Raw genomic sequence first — 16,421 nt, forward strand, 5'->3', positions numbered from 1 at the left:
ATAATGCTCCTTGATGAATTAAATAGCGGACAGCGTGCCGCAGTAGAATTTTGTTCTGGTCCGCAGTTGGTAATTGCCGGCGCTGGATCGGGAAAAACACGTGTGCTGACATATAAGATAGCTTACCTGCTTGATGAGTTGAACTATATGCCATGGAATATATTGGCACTAACCTTTACGAATAAGGCTGCTGCGGAAATGAAAATTCGTATAGGTGGACTTGTAGGGCTTGAGAGGGCTCGTAGTTTGTATATGGGAACTTTTCATAGCATCTTCTCACGTATTTTGCGTTTTGAGGCTGAAAAGATTGGATATAATTCTGCTTTTACCATATATGACGAAGCTGATAGCAGATCGCTTATCAAGAGTATCGTAAAAGAAATGGGCTTGGATGATAAGGCTTATAAACCAGCAAGTGTTCATTCGCGTATCAGCATGGCTAAAAACCATTTAGTGATGGCAGGGCAATATGCGAATGATAGAGAAGTGCTAGAACGTGACCGAAATTCAAAGTTACCTGAAATTTATAAAATATACTTAGCTTATCAACAACGTTGTCAGAATGCTAACGCAATGGATTTTGATGATCTGCTTGTGATGACTTGGCGATTGTTTAAGGAGCATGAGGATATAAGAAAAAAATATTCTGAGCGTTTTAAGTATGTTCTTGTAGACGAGTATCAGGATACGAACTACGTGCAGCAGTGTATTGTGCAGCAACTTACCCAAGATAATAGACTCGTTTGCGTTGTAGGGGATGATGCACAGAGTATTTATGGATTTCGTGGAGCTAATATAGATAATATACTTGATTTTCAGAAAATATATCCTGAAAGTAAATTATTTAAGCTAGAACAGAATTATCGTTCAACGCAGCGGATCGTTCAGGCAGCAAATAGTCTTATAAGTCATAATCAGCGTCAGATTCATAAAGATGTGTTCAGTGATAATGAGGAAGGCGAAAAAATACTTTATAAGCCAGTCTACAGTGATAAGGAAGAAGCTGCCGTAGTATGCCGAGATATTAAACGAATTAAACGTAATGACTGTTGCGAATATAGTGATATCGCTATATTGTATCGTACAAATTCACAAAGCAGGAGCTTTGAGGAAGAGATGCGTAAACAGGGAATACCTTATCGTATATTTGGTGGACTGAGTTTTTATCAGCGAAAGGAGATAAAAGATGTTCTGGCTTATTTTCGCGTTATCGTAAATCCAGATGATGAGGAGGCTATAAAGAGAATTATCAATTATCCTGCAAGGGGAATAGGAAGCACAACAATAACAAAGATTGCATCTTGTGCACAGCAAAATGCAATTAGTTTTTGGGAAGTTATTTGTCATCCTGTTAAGTATGGACTTTCTGTGAATAACGGAGCGATAACGAAACTCTCAAACTTTGCAGAACTGATTAACGCTTTTATAGGTCGCTTAAATATAGATAATGCCTCAGATCTTGGTACCGATATTATAAAACAAAGCGGAATGAGTGGCGATATATTCGGTTCTAATGATCCTGAAAGTCTTTCTCGTCAGGAAAACTTATCTGAATTTGCCAATGGACTTAAAGATTTCGTGGATATACGAATGGAAGAAGGTGATGTGGAACATCTCGGACTGATAGATTTTATACAGGAAGTTGCGCTTCTTACAGATTTGGATAGTGATGACGGAGAAGGTAGCCGTGTTAGTTTGATGACAATTCACGCAGCAAAAGGACTTGAATTCCCGACTGTATTCATTGTTGGAATGGAAGAAAATATTTTTCCAAGTCAGATGAGCCTCAATAGTATGAGGGAACTTGAAGAAGAACGAAGATTGTTTTATGTGGCAATAACTCGTGCTGAAAAGCATTGCATTCTTACAAGTGCTAAAAATAGGTGGAGATATGGTAAGATGGAGTTTGACACTCCTAGTAGATTTTTGAAAGATATTGATCCAAAATACATTGATGTTGAAGATGAAAGTTTGGATTTCGGTGGACTTAACACATTTGAACGTCCAAGGCAGACTCGTAAGATAGATACTTTCAAAAGCATATCTAATAAACCACAAAATGCCGAAGATAATATTCTGCGGACGACTCTGCAGCCTTTGAAAAAACAAATAGAGCCTACTACTACTAAACCTATGGAGCTGCCTAAAGGTTTGCATTTAGGTAGTGTCATAGAGCATCAGAGATTTGGAGTGGGTACAGTTGATAAATTGGAAGGAGAGGGTGAAAATCTTAAAGCTACAGTAAGTTTCAAAAATACTGGAACAAAAATGCTTCTTCTTAAATTCGCCCGTTTCACAATATTGAGTTAGAAGAATGAAAAGCTAGCTGCCTTTCATTCTTTTTCTTTCACTTTATTTTCCCTATATTGAGTAGGAGTTTTCCCTTTTTTCTGTTTAAATAAACGAGTGAAATAAACAGGGTCATTGAATCCTGTGCGATATGCAACTTCGGCAATAGTGCAGGAGTCATTTTCTAAATACATGCATGCTTTTTTCAACCTGAATTCACTAACGAACTCTTTCGGTGACATGCCCGTCAACGTCTTTAATTGAGTATAGAAAGCAGTGCGAGACATATTAGTTTTGTGTACAATATCTCCAATCTTAATGTTGGGATCTGCATAGTGTAATTCAAGCCAGTCTTGTAGACTCTTTACAAAATTAAAGTCTTCATTATTCAAAAATGCTATTTCTTCGGGGCCAACTTTTAAAACCCTCATGTTGTTTTTTGCATTATCGTTTATGTTCTTTCTCCATAATATGGCACCTAACAAGCCTACTATGAATAAAATCGAATATACCCATAATGCTGTTGTTGACATAAAAGCATAAGGAGGAACAATAATCTTTATCTTTCGCTCGTCATATTTGTTAGGGTTTTCAAGTAGAAAAGCCTTTACTCTAAAAGTGTACTCACCAGCCGGAATATCACTATAACTTACTGTTCTTGTGTCGTTGGCGTTTATCCATTGGTCATCATAATTCTCAAGCATATACATGTAGTGAACACGATGTTGTAACTGATAATTCAGAGATGCAAATTTTATTGCAAATACACTTGAACGTGATGGTAATTTAACTTCGGCGCTATCAGGAATATAATAATCATAAGTTTTACTACTACGTGGTGTCATCAATTTATCATTAACGTAAAAGTCTGTTATTGCAAGTTTAAAGTCAGAACCGTTTGTTGTAGTAAGTAATCTCTTGTTGACAATATAATATCCGTTTAAAGTACCAAACAACATCCTATTATCGGGCAACGTGTAAGCTGAGCATTCTGAACATGCTATATCTCCAAGACCATCTTGGATGGAGAATGTTGTGAACAATTGTTTTTGTGGATCGTACGAACAGATTATTTGGTCACACGAAAACCATACTTGTCCTTCCTTAGTAAAGGTTATTCCGCGTAGTTCTTCACTAGGCAAACCGTTTGAAAGTCCAAAGTTCTGAAACCGCCATCTTTTTTCTTTATCCTTACCTATAGATTTTATTAGACCTCCACCGTTTGTGGCTATCCACATGTCTCCATTTGGTGATTTTTTTATCTCAACTATATCATTGTTAGCCATTTGTTCATCTGCGTTTTTTGTTTGTTTCAACGTATAAGCTTCAAAGGCTTTTTTTGAATTATTAAATTTAATAAGTATTATTCCATCAGATGTTCCAGCCCAGACGACACCTTCATCGTCTATTTCAATAGTTCTAACTTTTAAGAATTGTTCTTTGCCATAGTCTTTAATGTTTTTGGGAGTAATAAGCGCATAATGACCATTACCATTATTCTTTAGTATATTTACGCCTCCGTTATATGTTGCAACCCAGATGTTGCCATACTTGTCTTCTTTAGTTTTGTATATATTTTGAGACGTGAAAGGGTATTTTACTTTTATAGGAGAACTTTGTCCATATTTAAGTATGTATAGTCCATTTCCCTTTGTACTTATCCAAATATTTCCAAGATGGTCCTCCATCATGCCATATATTCTGCCCTTTATCTTGAAAATAGGAGTTTTACTAGCAAGATTTAAATCTTTACCTTGTAGCTTATAAACTTCCCCTGCTTTGTTAGAAATGAGTATTCGATTAGATTTTTTGTCATAAATAATAGCTCTTATTTCATTAACTCCGTATTCGTTACTTTCTGGTAATGGGACTACAAGCTTAATCTTTTTGTTAACAATAGATAGTTTTTCTAGTCCGCGTCTTATAGTTGACATCCATACCACTCCTTCGTTCAGTGCCATATATGTAGTTACGGTATTGCTCAGATTCCAAGTGTCTTTTGGGCTGTTATAGAAATAATTCATTTGTCCAGTTACTCTATCGTATACTCCAAATCCGCCATGATTCATTCTTGCCCATAACACATCGCCAGTTTCAAAAATAGTGCAGCCATTTATGTCGTTCTCGGGTATGCTTACTTTCTGTGTAAAGGCTTTTACTTCTTTAGTTTTAGTGTTAAGCATTGATATGCCTTGCTTGTTAGTGGTGAACCATACTAATCCTTTGGAGTCAACATGCAAGGATGTAATAGAAGAGTGGTCAGTGTTTTTTATGTCAAGATATCTGCTTATACATTTTTTAGTATCACGTATTATTATTTTTCCGCTTTGAGTACCTAGATATAAATCTGAGCCAACAAATCCCATTGTGTTATAATGTTCACCCGGAACCATTAATTTACCAATTGTTCTGCCTGTTCTCTTGTCAACCATGATAAGACCTTTTCTTGTTCCAAGCCATAAATTGCCGTCAGCATCGCATGTCATATTGTAAATGTGTCTTCTGTCATTAAAAATCTTTTTGATCGAATGTACGTTTCTGTTGACATAAATTTGGTAAATTCCTTTCTTTGGTATTATAATGTATACATTACCATCTGGTGATATGGTTAAAGCATTGCTGATTTTATATTTATTCTCGGTAAGTGTATCGTATATTTTCATGTTGTCGCAATCTTCAATACCCTTAAACGCATTTGTTATGCAATCTGTATGGCGATTGAGTACAAAGACTCTATTGTCATACATTATCATCCATATATTTCCCTGAAGATCTGTTTCTAAATCAAGTATTCTGTTGTGTAGATTCTTTATACCGCTGGCTTTGCCTGTAGCGTAGTTTTGAAAATTATATCCATCAAATCTGCTTAAACCATTCCAGGTAGCAATCCACATATAACCAAACTTGTCTTGTATGATATCGCTGATGGAATTACTAGGAAGGCCATCTGTTGTTGAATAATGGTCAAGGTGCGCTTGCATCTGTTGTGCATTGATATTGCAGACAAATGTTGAAATAAAGAGTATCAGTAAGAGTGCTTTTTTCATCGTAAAATAGTTACACGTGTTAATCGTTTGCTAAATTACAAAAAAAAGTGACATTATGCAAGTCATTCTTTCATATATTGGCATGCCTGTAATATTTTATAGCTTTATTTATCTGTTATAATGTCATCATTGAACGTGTTAACATCTTTTTATAGTAAAACGATATATTAATATTATGTAATACCATAAAAAAATTGTAACTTTGCAAGTCAGAAAAGAATAATAAACATACATATTATGTATAGAAGTAACACATGTGGAGAGCTAAGACTCTCTGACACTGGCAAGGATGTTACTCTTGCCGGTTGGGTGCAGCGCTCAAGAAAAATGGGTGGTATGACATTTGTCGATTTGCGTGATCGATATGGTATAACTCAGTTAGTGTTTAACGAGGCAGATGATAAAACTCTTTGTGATGAGGCTAACAAATTGGGTCGTGAATTTTGCATTCAAGTCAAAGGTGTTGTCAGTGAACGTCAGAGTAAAAACTCAAAGATAGAAACTGGTGATATAGAGATTCTTGTTAAAGAATTGAATGTGCTTTCACCAAGTCTGACCCCTCCTTTTACTATCGAAGACAATACAGATGGTGGTGATGATATTCGAATGAGATATCGTTATCTTGATCTTAGACGTGCAGTTGTACGCAAAAATTTGGAATTGCGCCATCGTATGACAATCCTGATACGTAATTTCTTGGACAGTCAGAACTTTATGGAGGTTGAAACTCCTATTCTTATTGGTAGTACTCCAGAAGGAGCTCGCGACTTTGTAGTTCCTAGTCGTATGAATCCAGGACAGTTCTATGCTCTTCCACAAAGTCCGCAGACATTGAAACAGCTTTTAATGGTAGCTGGCTTTGATCGTTATTTCCAAATTGCAAAGTGTTTCCGTGACGAGGACCTACGTGCTGATCGTCAACCAGAGTTTACGCAGATTGACTGTGAAATGAGCTTTGTTGATCAAGATGATGTTATCAACTTGTTTGAGGAAATGGCCCGTAATTTGTTTAAAGAAATTCGTGGTGTTGAAATTCCAAAACTCGAACAGATGACTTGGCATGAAGCTATGCGTCGTTATGGTAGTGACAAGCCTGATATCAGATTTGGAATGGAATTTGTAGAACTTAAGGATGCTTTTACTGGCAAGGGTGACTTCTTTGTTTTCAATGAAGCTAAATATATTGGTGGTATTTGTGTTCCTGGTTGTGCAGACTATAGCCGTAAGCAGTTGAACGAACTTACTGATTTCGTAAAGAAACCTCAGGTTGGTGCAAAGGGACTCGTATTTATTAAATATAACTCTGACGGTAGCATAAAGAGTAGCATTGATAAGTTCTATTCAGTAGAGGAACTTAACGAGATTAAGACTGTAATGGGAGCCAAGGATGGTGATCTAGTTCTAATCTTGAGTGGTGACAATGCTAATAAGACACGTGTTCAGTTGTGCTCTCTTCGTTTGGAGATGGGTGATCTTCTTGGACTTAAAGACAAGAACGTGTTTAAGTGTCTTTGGATCGTTGACTTCCCTCTATTCGAGTGGAGTGAAGAGGAACAGAGACTAATGGCAACTCATCATCCGTTTACTATGCCTAACCCTGATGATATTCCTTTGTTGGATGAACATCCAGAGCAGGTACGTGCTAAGGCTTATGACTTTGTATGTAATGGTATAGAAGTTGGTGGTGGTTCTTTAAGAATTCATGACACCAAACTACAGGAGAGAATGTTTGAGGTTCTTGGTTTTACACCAGAACGTGCTGAGGCTCAGTTTGGCTTCTTAATGAATGCATTTAAGTATGGAGCACCTCCTCATGCAGGTCTTGCTTTCGGTTTAGATAGATTCGTCAGTATCTTAGCTGGTCTTGATTCAATTCGTGACTGTATTGCTTTCCCTAAGAACAATAGTGGTCGTGATGTAATGCTTGATGCTCCTGGTGAAATAGATGCTAAGCAACTTGATGAACTTCAGATAAAGCTCGATTTGAAGGCATAAGGTTGACTTAAGTCAAGAAAATCAAGTTGCTAAATGCTAAAATGTAAGTTTTATAGAAATAAACTATGCAAATTGAAAATTATTAAGTAATTTTGTAGCATCAAATTTAACGATATATATTTAATTTGATGTGGATTTAATTATTTATTAAATTATGGCAGAAAAGAAAGCAACAACAAAAGCTGCTACAGCAAAGAAAGCGACAGCTACAAAAAAGGCAGTGGCAAAGGATGCGGTATTGTATGTTAATGCAGAGAGCGTAGGCTTTCGTGCAGGTGATGTTTATCAGGCACTTGCCGCAGCTGATAAGGCACTAAGCATTGCTGAAATTGCGAAAGATGCAAACATTAGCGCAGAAGAAGCTTATCTCGGTATTGGCTGGCTCTTCAAAGAGGGTAAGGTTAAGGACGAGGACAACTTGATTACACTTGCATAATATTCCAAGTAGGATATTTGATAAAGGAAGGGGGCTGAGAATTTTATTTATCAGCCCCCTTCTTTTTGTTTATTAATAACGAAATGAATTACGATCAAGAGATATTGCGCTTTTTGTTGGAAGCTGGTGATGAAGGAATTGCTGTGAAGAAATTGGCACTACATGTTCAAAATGCTTGTAACAATTTGTTTAATGTTGTCAACTTTGACGATGTCTATATTTATGTTAGGCAATATCTTATGCGTAATTCAAAGAATCCGAACTCTGCTATTGAGCGTACAGATTCCCGTGGAATCTATCGTATTAATACGAATGTCAGTGAAGGACAGCAACTGATGTTACATTTCGGTAGAAAAATTGATGAAGAGTTAGAAGAAGATGAAAATGTGGATATAGATCAATCGTTGAGTTTGTTTTGATATACCATTGATTATAATCATATAGTTCTGATAACTTGAGTAATATGATAAAAAAAGGCATGAATGAAATCATTCATGCCTTTTATATTCGAGTATATTTTATTAAATATTGCGTCCGTGGCAATTCTTGAATTTCTTGCCTGAACCACATGGACATGGATCGTTTGGACGTGGAGTCTTGTCAGCAACATACGGAGTGTGATTTACTTCACCACCTTCGCGTGTGTCTCTATTAGCTGCAGCATGCTGTGCTGCACGCATTTCCTCTTCAGCTGAAGCCTTCTGTTCAACAAATCTTTGTGAATGTTGTTCTGGTGCAGCCTCATGAAGTTCATTTTGTACAACTGGCAACTGGCAACGCATTAATACGCTAGAGATGCGGTTGTTCATATCGTCAATCATATTATCCCAAAGTTTTACGCTTTCGAGTTTGAAAATCAACAATGGATCTTTCTGTTCGTATGATGCATTCTGAACACTGTGGCGGAGTTCGTCAAGCTGTCTTAGATTCTCTTTCCAGTTGTCGTCGATAATTCTAAGCATTACAGTCTTCTCGAATTCCTTTACGACACTTGCACCTTCAGTCTTATAAGCATTCTTAAGGTTACAAGGTATCTGATACATGTTTCTTCCGTCTGTAATAGGAACAAGTATGCGTTCAAACATTGTACCTTGAGTTTCCTCAACCTGCTTAATAATAGGGTAGGCGTCAGCCTGTATTCTTTCAGTATGGCGCTTGAATGCAGCCATAGCGTATTGGAATGCACGCTCTTCAAGAGCATCTTTAGTGCTGTTCTCGTATTCATCTTGATCAAAAGGAATTTCCATAGCAAGAACCTTCATGAATTCTTCTTTGGCTTCTTCATAATCGTTTTTACCAACAATACCGACAACACGGTCCCAGATAACGTTAGTGATATCCATTCCGATACGTTCACCCATGAGAGCATGGCGACGTTTCTCGTAGATTACAGTACGCTGTTTGTTCATAACATCATCATATTCAAGAAGATGTTTACGAATACCGAAGTTGTTTTCCTCAACCTTCTTCTGTGCACGTTCAATGCTCTTTGAAATCATTGGACTTTCAATACGTTCTCCGTCTTCAAATCCAAGTCTGTCCATAACCTTAGCGATTCTTTCTGAAGCGAAAAGACGCATAAGCTTATCTTCAAGACTTACGTAGAATACAGAAGAACCAGGATCTCCCTGACGACCGGCACGACCACGCAACTGACGGTCTACACGACGGCTTTCATGACGTTCTGTACCGATAATTGCAAGACCACCTGCAGCCTTAACTTCTTCTGTAAGTTTAATATCGGTACCACGACCAGCCATATTAGTAGCAATGGTTACCGCACCTAGTCCGTTTTCTGAGCGACCAGCCTCAGTAATAATTTGAGCCTCCTTTTGGTGGAGTTTTGCATTAAGTACGTTGTGAGGAATCTTACGCATGTTAAGCATCTTACTCAACAATTCACTGATTTCAACAGATGTTGTACCTACAAGAACAGGACGACCTGTATTTCTCATCTCTTCAATTTCGTCAATTACGGCAGAATATTTCTCGCGTGCTGTCTTGTAAACTCTATCTTGAAGGTCATGGCGTGATATAGGACGGTTTGTTGGAATCTCAACAACATCAAGTTTGTAAATATCCCAAAGCTCACCTGCTTCAGTACTTGCAGTACCGGTCATACCTGAAAGTTTGTGGTACATACGGAAGTAGTTCTGCAATGTAATAGTTGCGAAAGTCTGTGTAGCTGCTTCAACCTTAACATGCTCCTTAGCCTCAATAGCCTGATGAAGTCCATCGCTCCAACGTCGGCCATCCATTATACGACCAGTCTGCTCATCTACAATCTTAACCTCACCGTCCATAACAACGTATTCGTCATCTTTATTGAACATTGTGTAAGCCTTAAGAAGTTGCTGAAGAGTATGAACGCGCTCACTCTGTACGCCATAGTGTGCCATGAGTTCGTCTTTCTTGTCAACACGTTCTTGATCAGATAAAGAATCTTCATTCTCAAGTGCAGAAAGCTGTGAAGTTATATCAGGTAATACGAATAGGTATTCGTTACCTGTCTGCTTTGCAAGCCATTCTGTACCCTTATCAGTAAGATCTGCGCTATTAAGCTTTTCATCAACCACGAAAAACAAAGGTGCAATAGCCTTTGGCATTTCACGGTTGTTGTTTGCCATGTATGTTTCCTCGGTTCTAAGCATTCCTGCTTTTATACCATCTTCAGAAAGATACTTGATAAGTGGCTTGTTCTTAGGAAGAGCCTTATATGATCTGTAAAGGGCAAGGAAACCTTCTTCAAGAAGTTGCTTGTCATTTTTATTCTGTCCATCAGTAATCTTTTGCTTTGCTTCAGCAAGAAGTTCTGTTGCTTGTTTGCGCTGTACCTCATAAAGTTTCTCAACAAGTGGCTGATACTCTTCAAACATCTGATCGTCACCCTTTGGAATAGGACCTGATATAATAAGAGGTGTACGAGCATCATCAATAAGCACAGAGTCAACCTCATCCACGATAGCATAATTATGCTTGCGCTGTACAAGGTCGCTTGGGTTTAATGCCATGTTGTCGCGAAGGTAGTCGAAACCAAACTCGTTGTTTGTTCCGAAAGTGATGTCTGCTTGATAAGCCTTACGACGAGCTTCTGAGTTTGGCTGGTGTTTGTCAATACAGTCAACAGAAAGACCGTTGAACATGTAGAGAGGGCCCATCCATTCAGAGTCACGTTTAGCAAGATAATCATTTACTGTGACCATGTGTACACCATTACCTGTAAGTGCATTCAAGAATACTGGCAGGGTAGCAACAAGAGTCTTACCTTCACCAGTTGCCATTTCGGCAATCTTACCTTGATGAAGTGCTATACCACCAAACAACTGTACATCATAGTGTACCATGTTCCATTTGATTTTCGTGCCACCGGCAGTCCATTCATTATGGTAAATAGCCTTGTCTCCGTTAATTGTAACGAAATCATTTGCTGGATTTGATGCAAGCTCACGGTCAAAGTCTGTAGCTGTAACAACAGTCTCCTCGTTTTCAGAGAAACGACGTGCTGTATCTTTAATGATGTTGAAAGCTATAGGCATAACCTCGTTTAATGCCTTCTCGTATATTTCAAGAATCTCGTTTTCCAACTTATCTATCTGATTGAAGATATCTTCACGTTGGTCAATAGGAGTCTCTTCAATCTTGTCTTTTAGTTCGGTAATTTGTTTTACCTGTTCTTCTGCAGAATTCTGTACGTAGTGCTGTAGTTCTTTTGTCTTAGCACGCAATTCGTCGTTTGTCAGTTTCTGTATTTCTGGATAACTCTCTTTCACCTTCTCAACTAGAGGTTGAATGAGCTTCATATCACGAACAGATTTATCGCCAAACAATGACTTTAAAAATTTGTTGAAATTCATATTCTATTTTGTTTTATTATTTTTTATGATATATTCGGTGCAAAATTACTAAAATTAATCAGTAATCTGCATATTATTTATGAAAACTTTGGATACGATCCATTATCCTTTATTCTGAAATTGTCAGAATAAAGGTATGCTTTCACATGCGTTTGGTGCTCTGATGCGAATACTTTTTGCAATGGTAGGCGCAATTCTGTCTACCGTTACGGGTGTTGTAATGCGTTCAGCTTTTATGCCCATTCCGTATATAATGATAGGGAAGGGGATAACAGCCAGACGACTAGTATATGTCTCTTGTGTATTTTCGTTTAGAAGTTTCCAGCCTGGTGTCACATCTATGACAATGTCTCCGCTTATGTTCGGGCTGAATGCGTTGCGTGTTTTCTTTATGTCATCATTTCCTCCGGCAAGTAGTTGCTCACTAGTGTATACATTTGAGACTCCTGCACTTTGGGAAATTATTTCTTTGCATCTATTTTCAACATCATGAAGGCTCAGGCGCTTCTGTTCTATTAGTTTATGATTAAGAAATATCTGATTGCCGAATACAGCTTCTACATAATTTCCTTGACCATAAATTGCGCTAATATAAACATTTAGAAGATTGGCGGTTCTGTTTATATAGAATGTTCCTGTAGGAACTCTATATAAAGCATAATTGTTGTCTTCGTCAGTCTCGGCTCCAGTACTTGTAATTACAAATATAACATGTTCCTTGCCTATTGTCTTTTCTATTGATTTAACAAGGTTACCAAGTGTGTTATCCAGTTTGGTATAAACACTTTGCATCCTGTTTTGCCAATTACCTACTGCGTCATCAGATGATGTTGCTGATAAGGTTACTGAAAGCATATCTGTGATATCGTCAGTTCCCATAGAGGTCTTGTTGACAATTTCACTAGCTTTTGTCGCAATGTCATCGTTATTTATATCGTGTGAAAATATTCCATTGTTTAGCCATCTTGGCGATGCACCGTAATATGGACTGGTCTGCCATTTTCTTCTTGTACTGTCAAACCATATTGCGTTGTCAGCTGCATGCCCTGCTGACAGTATGGCAGAACTCTTATCGGCTGCAATACTATAGACAATACTTGAACCTGCTGATGAAATCTTCATTTCATCGCTTACTGTAGATGTCTTTAGATTTGCGGGTGAATCTCCGTATCGATTGTCATCAACACAATATATCTGTCTTAGTGTATTTCTGTCAAGCCACTGCGGTGAAACTATTCCGTGGTAATATGGAATTGATCCAGTTGCTATTGTTGCTATTGCCGCTGGCTGTGTAACGGGCTTGAATGGATATGATGCCGTTTCGTAAACTTTGCCTTCTTGCATAAGTTTTCGAAAGCCATCTTGATTGAATAGTGGTGAGAAAGCCTCTACATAGTCAGAGCGTAGTTGGTCAATAGTAATATTGACCACAAGGCGTGGTGCAAGCTGGAAAGCCTGCATTTCTGCTGATGTGAGCGCTGCTATTAGTATGGCTATATATCTGTTCACTATAGTTGTTTCTTATTTTTTAATAATTGTGATAATAAATCATGTTGGGATACAATAAGCAAAATAAATGCCAAATATTCCAAACCGTCAGCATAGCTCTGTATAATCCCTCCGAAAATGAACAACACCAAACAAGTAAGTATTGTCAAATTATACTTTTTATTGCGGGCCAATGCAGGAACAAGCATTCCTAGGTTGAGAGGATTAAGAAGTAATATCTGTAAATTCAGACTCACCGTTGGGTGCTGGCTGAATATCATTGCTGTTATTATTATTCCACATAGTCCTGTTATAAGCCATACACCCCACATTACTATTTTATATAGAATAGGATATTTTGTCTTTTTCCAGCTTGTTAGTAGCATAATCACTATGATTACACCTATAAGAGAATATGGATTAAAAATGTTTGAGCCTACTGTATTATAATCAGCAAAAGATGTGTTCTTTCCAATTAGATAATGTTCGTTGCTAATGAAACGGTAAACCTTTCCATCTGCATATTTTATTTTTGCAGTTTTCCAGTCTTTACTAAGATTATCTGGAAGAAATTGTTGTTTTTTTCCATTAATACTTCTATCTGCATTCACTCCAAGTAGCAAATCGTTTCCCCAACGTGCCCAACAGTGATCTCCATTCCATTTGTGAATTTCTTTGCGGTAAGAACTGTTAACTTTCTGATTTACTTGTGTTTCTACTTTCTCGCTAATGTTGTTGATTAAAATATCACGAGCTCTGGTAGTACAATTATCATAGAAATAGTTATATCTGTAAGTTCTATTTTCGGGTAAGTTATTCTTTTCTAATGCCATTGCAATTCTCATTTTGTCTTGCAATGGGATATTCAGAATCTGTTCTTTTACCCATCTTCCTTCGCTACTATATTCTTCCATGAAAGCATCAAAAGGCATTATGCCCATTTCATAATCTGTAAGTCCGAATACGAAACGAAGAATGAAAAATCTTTGACTAAAAGAAAACATACCATAGTTAATCACTAGATCCTGATTATTCTTTAAGTCATGAAACCTTATAGCTGTGTGTCCGTAGAGAGAATAAACTTCCTCACCTGGTCCACAAGTCAATAGACTTATTTGTATAGAGTCGTTTTTATTGTTATTAGAATATTGCTGTGCTTTAACATTACTTGTTAAAGACAGTAAAAAAACAACCAATGAGCTTATAAAAATATATTTAAAACGTTTCACGATGCAAAAATAACTTATATTTCTGACTTAACGTGCATTTATTTCTATTTTTTTTGATAATTTTGCAAGCGATTATTTAGAAAAATATGAAAAAACTAATATTGTGCGCTGCTTTGATGGCTTTATTTTCATCAACAGCTTTAGCCCAAAGTGGCACGAATTCACCATATAGCCAGTATGGTCTTGGTGTTTTATCTGATAATGGAACTGGGTTCAGCCGAAGTATGAGCGGTCTGGGCTTAGGTTTTCATGAGCATAATCAGATAAATACTCTTAACCCAGCTTCATATGCGTCAATAGATTCCTTATCTTTCGTTTTTGATGTGGGATTCTCTGGACAAGTAACTAATTTCCAGGAAAATGGAGTTAAGAAGAACGCCAGCAATGCTGATCTTGACTATGTCGTTGCAGGATTCCATCTTGCAAAGTGTTTGGGTGTTAGCTTTGGTGTTCTGCCTTATACTAATATTGGCTACAATTATTCTTCTACGGGTAAACTAGATGCATCTTCAAGCCCAACAACATATACAAACACATATAGTGGAACAGGTGGTCTTCATCAGGTATATGTTGGTGCAGGCTGGGAACCTCTGAAGGGATTGTCTTTTGGTTTTAATATTGGCTATCTGTGGGGAAATTACGATCGTTCTGTTATTAATTCATATAGCAATGCTTATATCAATACTCTTTCTAAATATTATACTGCCACAGTCAATAATTACAAACTGGACTTAGGCTTACAATATACAGCAAAGATAAGCCATAATGATAATTTAACTCTAGGTCTTACTTATGGATATGGTCATAAGCTGAGTGTTAATCCTAAATGTCAGATCATTTCTCGAAATTCTAGTACTGGTGTGTCTGATACTACAGCAATATCAATTTCTAACGGACTTTCAATACCTTCTACATACGGAGCAGGCTTGATGTACAATCATGCTAACAAACTTAAGTTGGGGGTAGATTATTCTCTTATGAAATATACTGGTATAGGTTATCCTATGTCTACACTTACTACTGATGGTAAGCAAAACTATGAACTAGTTAATGGTGTTTATAAGAACCGTCAAAAATTTACGGTTGGAGCTACTTACTGTCCTAATGAAAATGGACGCCATTTTATGGATCATGTAAGATACAATATCGGTGCATCTTATGCTACACCTTATTATAAGATTAATGGACAGGATGGTCCTAAAGAATACGGAGTGAGTGCTGGTTTCGGAATTCCTATTATCAATGGATGGAACAATCGTTCTTATCTTAATATTAGCGGTTCTTGGACAAGACAGGAAGCTGTTGGACTCATAAAGGAAAATACGTTTCGTATTAATATAGGATTAACCTTTAACGAGCGTTGGTTTGCTAAGTGGAAGGTTCAGTAAAATTCCATACACACAATTGAAATCAATATCATCAATTATATTATTGTCGGCATTACTGTTCTTCGTTTCATGCGAGGAGCAGCATGAGCATACAGCACCGGCTATTCATGCACGTGATTCTGTAGCTGTTATGACAAGTTATGGAGTTAATACCCTTATTTCTGATTCGGGAGTCGCAAAATATAGAATTATAACAGAGGAGTGGGAGATAAATACAAATCTTCATCCGTCACGCTGGTTGTTCAAGAAGGGTGTCTTTCTTGAGCAGTTTGACGAGAAATTTCATGTTCAGTCTTATATACAGTGTGATACGGCCTATTATTATGATCAGATAAAACTATGGGAACTCCGTTCACGAGTCAGAATATTGACTAAAGACGGAATACGTTTCTCAAGTCAGCAGCTCTTCTGGGATGAAAATAAGCATGAACTTTATTCTTACGTATTCTCAAAACTCATAACAAAGGAACGTACTCTGCAGGGAAACTTCTTCCGCAGTGACGAGAAGATGACAAAATATATTGTTACAAATACAAAGGGTTCATTCGTGAAAAATGATTTCAGTAATGATGGAAGTGCTACACCTGGAGCTAATACAGATTCAGCACGTAAAGCACAGGATTCAATAATGAAGGCACAGCATCCGCTTGCAACACCGCAACGTAGAAATACGTCAATACCTTTGATGCATTAAA

General features: G+C 37.3%; 10 protein-coding genes. 6 read left to right on the forward strand and 4 right to left on the reverse strand.

All coding sequences use genetic code 11. The features are described 5' to 3' along the window. Nucleotides 1-3: 3 nt before the first annotated feature. On the forward strand, nt 4-2,310 hold the full coding sequence (locus B045_RS0113160) for an ATP-dependent helicase (protein ID WP_018464733.1): 2,307 nt from the start codon (nt 4-6) through the stop codon (nt 2,308-2,310). 23 nt (nt 2,311-2,333) lie between these two features. Here B045_RS0113160 and B045_RS0113165 read toward each other — a convergent pair whose 3' ends face one another. Then, a complete protein-coding gene (locus B045_RS0113165) occupies nt 2,334-5,336 on the reverse strand; it encodes an AraC family transcriptional regulator (RefSeq protein ID WP_018464734.1) in 3,003 nt (1,000 codons plus the stop codon). Between the two features lie 237 nt (nt 5,337-5,573). Here B045_RS0113165 and aspS point away from each other — a divergent pair, with 237 nt between their 5' ends. The 3 genes from aspS (at nt 5,574) to B045_RS0113180 (ending at nt 8,186) form a co-directional block, all read left to right on the forward strand. Next, entirely contained in the window at nt 5,574-7,331 is a 1,758-nt protein-coding gene (gene aspS / locus B045_RS0113170; RefSeq protein WP_018464735.1) for an aspartate--tRNA ligase, read from the forward strand. 154 nt (nt 7,332-7,485) lie between these two features. Further along, nucleotides 7,486-7,767, forward strand: a complete 282-nt coding sequence (locus B045_RS0113175) for a winged helix-turn-helix domain-containing protein (protein ID WP_018464736.1) — start codon at nt 7,486-7,488, stop codon at nt 7,765-7,767. Between the two features lie 83 nt (nt 7,768-7,850). Beyond that, nucleotides 7,851-8,186, forward strand: coding sequence for a hypothetical protein (locus tag B045_RS0113180; RefSeq protein ID WP_018464737.1), 336 nt, complete (start codon nt 7,851-7,853; stop codon nt 8,184-8,186). Nucleotides 8,187-8,288: 102 nt separating this feature from the next. Here the strand turns inward: B045_RS0113180 and secA are convergent, their stop codons facing one another. The 3 genes from secA to B045_RS0113195 all read right to left on the reverse strand — a co-directional run bounded on the left by secA (nt 8,289) and on the right by B045_RS0113195 (nt 14,338). Continuing rightward, on the reverse strand, nt 8,289-11,621 hold the full coding sequence (secA, locus tag B045_RS0113185; RefSeq protein ID WP_025883555.1) for a preprotein translocase subunit SecA: 3,333 nt from the start codon (nt 11,619-11,621) through the stop codon (nt 8,289-8,291). A gap of 123 nt (nt 11,622-11,744) precedes the next feature. Next, on the reverse strand, nt 11,745-13,082 hold the full coding sequence (locus B045_RS0113190; protein ID WP_018464739.1) for an alkaline phosphatase family protein: 1,338 nt from the start codon (nt 13,080-13,082) through the stop codon (nt 11,745-11,747). Nucleotides 13,083-13,129: 47 nt separating this feature from the next. Then, nucleotides 13,130-14,338 (reverse strand): Lnb N-terminal periplasmic domain-containing protein, encoded by a 1,209-nt coding sequence (locus tag B045_RS0113195; RefSeq protein WP_018464740.1) that lies wholly within the window; start codon nt 14,336-14,338, stop codon nt 13,130-13,132. Nucleotides 14,339-14,424: 86 nt separating this feature from the next. On the opposite strand from B045_RS0113195, the gene B045_RS0113200 reads away from it, so the two are divergent. Beyond that, nucleotides 14,425-15,726 (forward strand): hypothetical protein, encoded by a 1,302-nt coding sequence (locus B045_RS0113200; protein ID WP_018464741.1) that lies wholly within the window; start codon nt 14,425-14,427, stop codon nt 15,724-15,726. A 16-nt stretch (nt 15,727-15,742) separates the two neighbouring features. After that, complete coding sequence (locus tag B045_RS0113205; protein ID WP_018464742.1) at nt 15,743-16,420, forward strand: LPS export ABC transporter periplasmic protein LptC; 678 nt, start codon at nt 15,743-15,745, stop codon at nt 16,418-16,420. The last annotated feature ends 1 nt before the right edge of the window (nt 16,421 follow it).

It is taken from the genome of Segatella paludivivens DSM 17968 = JCM 13650, from assembly GCF_000373185.1.
Classification (GTDB): Bacteria; Bacteroidota; Bacteroidia; order Bacteroidales; family Bacteroidaceae; genus Prevotella; species Prevotella paludivivens.

Bases quoted from the DNA above. Each gene is read 5' to 3' on its own strand.
- B045_RS0113160 (WP_018464733.1), top strand. From the start codon at position 4: ATGCTCCTTGATGAATTAAATAGCGGACAGCGTGCCGCAGTAGAATTT.
- B045_RS0113165 (WP_018464734.1), bottom strand. From the start codon at position 5,336: ATGAAAAAAGCACTCTTACTGATACTCTTTATTTCAACATTTGTCTGC.
- aspS (WP_018464735.1), top strand. From the start codon at position 5,574: ATGTATAGAAGTAACACATGTGGAGAGCTAAGACTCTCTGACACTGGC.
- B045_RS0113175 (WP_018464736.1), top strand. From the start codon at position 7,486: ATGGCAGAAAAGAAAGCAACAACAAAAGCTGCTACAGCAAAGAAAGCG.
- B045_RS0113180 (WP_018464737.1), top strand. From the start codon at position 7,851: ATGAATTACGATCAAGAGATATTGCGCTTTTTGTTGGAAGCTGGTGAT.
- secA (WP_025883555.1), bottom strand. From the start codon at position 11,621: ATGAATTTCAACAAATTTTTAAAGTCATTGTTTGGCGATAAATCTGTT.
- B045_RS0113190 (WP_018464739.1), bottom strand. From the start codon at position 13,082: ATGCAGGCTTTCCAGCTTGCACCACGCCTTGTGGTCAATATTACTATT.
- B045_RS0113200 (WP_018464741.1), top strand. From the start codon at position 14,425: ATGAAAAAACTAATATTGTGCGCTGCTTTGATGGCTTTATTTTCATCA.